General features: G+C 56.6%; 3 protein-coding genes. 2 read left to right on the forward strand and 1 reads right to left on the reverse strand.

Annotation, left to right across the window (positions count from 1 at the left end; all coding sequences use genetic code 11):
• A partial coding sequence (locus tag FEM54_RS28665; protein ID WP_171045928.1) for a DNA repair protein RecN occupies positions 1-934 on the reverse strand: 934 nt, incomplete at its 3' end.
• A 254-nt stretch (positions 935-1,188) separates the two neighbouring features.
• Here FEM54_RS28665 and grpE point away from each other — a divergent pair.
• On the forward strand, positions 1,189-1,749 hold the full coding sequence (gene grpE, locus FEM54_RS28670; RefSeq protein WP_017139264.1) for a nucleotide exchange factor GrpE: 561 nt from the start codon (positions 1,189-1,191) through the stop codon (positions 1,747-1,749).
• Positions 1,750-1,851: 102 nt separating this feature from the next.
• The coding region (gene dnaK / locus FEM54_RS28675) for a molecular chaperone DnaK (RefSeq protein WP_138453866.1) at positions 1,852-3,204 on the forward strand (1,353 nt) is incomplete at its 3' end.

Genomic DNA, 3,204 nt, shown 5'->3' on the forward strand with positions numbered 1-3,204 from the left:
CCAGGGTATAGATAGTGTCCAGACGCTCTTCGATTTCTTGCAGGCGCGCGGGGTCGGCGTCGAAGTGGTCCAGGAAGCGATTCAGTTCCCCAACGGCTTCTTCTACCTGGATCTGCGCACTGGTCAGCAGGGTGGTGGCCTCGCTCAAGGAGCCCGACCCGCTGTTCACGCTCGATAGGCGATTGAGGCTGGCGGTCAGTGCGTTCAGTACATTGCCCGAATCACTTTCGCTGCATTGCTCCACCACTTGGCGGCAGATACCCAGCAGGGTTTCGGCGTTGGTCAGGTTCTTGTGTTCCTGCTCCAGTTGCTCCAGCTCGGTTTCGCCAAGGCCCAGGCTCTCCAGCTCTTCAAGCTGATAGCTGAGCAGTTGATGGCGAGCGCGTTGTTCGTCGCCGGAATTGGAGAGTCGCTCCAATTCCTGGCGGGTTTGCCTCCAGCGCTGGGCGGCAAGCTGCACCTGGCGCGCCAGGTCGGTGGCGCCGGCGTATTCGTCGAGCAGGCGGCGATGAGTGTCGGTTTTCAGCAAGGATTGGTGTTCGTGCTGGCTGTGGATATCGATCAGCAACTCGCCCAGTGCCTTTAAATCGCCAAGCGGGCAGGGCGTGCCATTGATGTAGCCGCGTGAACGACCTTCCGCCGTAATGACGCGGCGCAGGATGCACGGGCCTTCATTATTAAGGTCGCGCTCGGCCAGCCAGGCCTCGGCTTCGGGAATATCGGCCAGGTCGAACGTGGCCAGAATGTCGGCCTTGTCTGCGCCGGGGCGTACCACGCCACTGTCGGCGCGGTCGCCCAGGGTCAGGCCCAGGGCGTCGAGCATGATGGATTTGCCGGCGCCGGTTTCGCCTGTGATTACGCTCATCCCGCGATCCAGTTCGAGATCCAGGTGTTCAACGATGGCGTAGTTATGTACGGACAGGTGCACCAGCATGACGGCCGCTCCCAGGCTTTAGGTCTGGTTATTTATACAGTGTTTTATTCAGGGCTGGCAATCCTGGTGCTTAGCTCAATTTGCTTGAGTGCGCGGATTTTTTAGCGCAAAGCGCAATGACGCTGCCGGAATTGATCCAGAGCAAGCGAAAGACTTTTGGTAACGCCTGCGCCCTTGAACCTGAAAATTGTGGCCCCATATACCGGAACAGAAGCGCGAGTTGAGTTCGCGCATGATTTTGAAAGGAGAAATCTATGGCTGACGAACAGACGCAGGATACGCAAACTCCAGACGCCAATTCGGCTGCCGGTGATGAACTGGCAACTCGTGTGCAAGTGCTCGAAGAGCAATTGGCCGCTGCGCAGGATCAATCTTTGCGTGTTGCCGCCGATCTGCAGAACGTCCGCCGCCGTGCCGAGCAGGATGTCGAGAAAGCTCACAAATTCGCGCTGGAAAAATTCGCCAACGACCTGCTGCCGATTATCGACAGCCTGGAGCGTGGCCTTGAGTTGTCCAACCCGGATGACGAAAACATCCGTCCGATGCGCGAAGGGATCGAGCTGACCCTGAAAATGTTCCAGGACACCCTGAAGCGTTATCAGTTGGAAGCCATCGATCCGCAAGGCGGTGAGCCGTTCAATGCTGAGCATCACCAAGCCATGGCCATGCAGGAAAGCCATGACCTGGAGCCCAACAGTGTACTGAAAGTGTTCCAGAAGGGTTATCAGCTCAACGGTCGCTTGCTGCGCCCGGCGATGGTAGTGGTGAGCAAGGCTCCTGCACCCGTTGCACCTTCTATTGATGAGCAGGCTTGAAATCAGTCGTAACGGCCCCATCTATAAGTCAAGCGTTTAAGTGCTACCGCAGTTAGCCACCACTGCTGCGGCAACCTAATTAAAGTTTCGGGAGAGTAAATCATGGGCAAAATTATCGGTATCGACCTGGGGACTACCAACTCCTGCGTCTCCGTGCTGGAAAACGGCGTTGCTAAAGTTATCGAAAACGCCGAAGGCGCGCGTACCACGCCGTCGATTATTGCTTACGCCAACGACGGTGAAATCCTCGTAGGTCAGTCGGCCAAGCGTCAGGCTGTGACCAACCCGCACAACACCCTGTACGCGGTTAAGCGTCTGATCGGTCGTAAGTTCGACGAAGAAGTCGTACAGAAAGACATCAAGATGGTCCCTTACAAAATCGCCAAGGCTGACAACGGTGACGCCTGGGTTGAAGTAAACGGCCAGAAAATGTCGCCGCCGCAAATCTCGGCTGAAATCTTGAAAAAGATGAAGAAAACCGCCGAAGACTACCTCGGTGAAGCCGTGACTGAAGCGGTGATCACCGTTCCGGCCTACTTCAACGACAGCCAGCGTCAGGCGACCAAAGACGCCGGCCGCATCGCTGGCCTGGACGTAAAACGTATCATCAACGAACCTACCGCAGCCGCTCTGGCCTACGGTATGGACAAGGCTAAGGGCGACCACACCGTGATCGTTTATGACCTGGGTGGTGGTACTTTCGACGTCTCCGTCATCGAGATTGCTGAAGTTGATGGCGAGCACCAGTTCGAAGTGTTGGCCACCAACGGCGACACCTTCCTGGGTGGTGAAGACTTTGACATTCGTCTGATCGACTACCTCGTTGACGAATTCAAGAAAGAAAGCGGCATGAACCTTAAGGGTGACCCGCTGGCGATGCAGCGCCTGAAAGAAGCCGCTGAAAAAGCCAAGATCGAGCTGTCTTCGGCTCAGTCGACCGACGTGAACCTGCCGTACATCACTGCAGACGCCACTGGTCCTAAGCACTTGAACGTGAAAATCTCCCGTTCCAAGCTCGAAGCGCTGGTTGAAGACCTGGTACAACGCACCATCGAGCCTTGCCGCATTGCGCTGAAAGACTCCGGTATCGATGTTGGCTCGATCAACGACGTGATCCTGGTTGGCGGTCAGACCCGTATGCCACTGGTTCAGAAGCTGGTCACCGAGTTCTTCGGTAAAGAAGCACGTAAAGACGTGAACCCGGACGAAGCGGTTGCCATGGGGGCTGCGATCCAGGGTGCGGTATTGGCCGGCGACGTGAAAGACGTTCTGCTGTTGGACGTCAGCCCGCTGACCCTGGGTATCGAAACCATGGGTGGCGTGATGACCGCGCTGATCGAGAAAAACACCACGATTCCTACCAAGAAGTCGCAAGTGTTCTCGACTGCCGACGACAACCAGGGCGCTGTGACCATTCACGTGCTGCAAGGTGAGCGTATGCAAGCCGCTCAGAAC

The organism is Pseudomonas edaphica (assembly GCF_005863185.1).
In the GTDB taxonomy this organism is placed as follows: domain Bacteria; phylum Pseudomonadota; class Gammaproteobacteria; order Pseudomonadales; family Pseudomonadaceae; genus Aquipseudomonas; species Aquipseudomonas edaphica.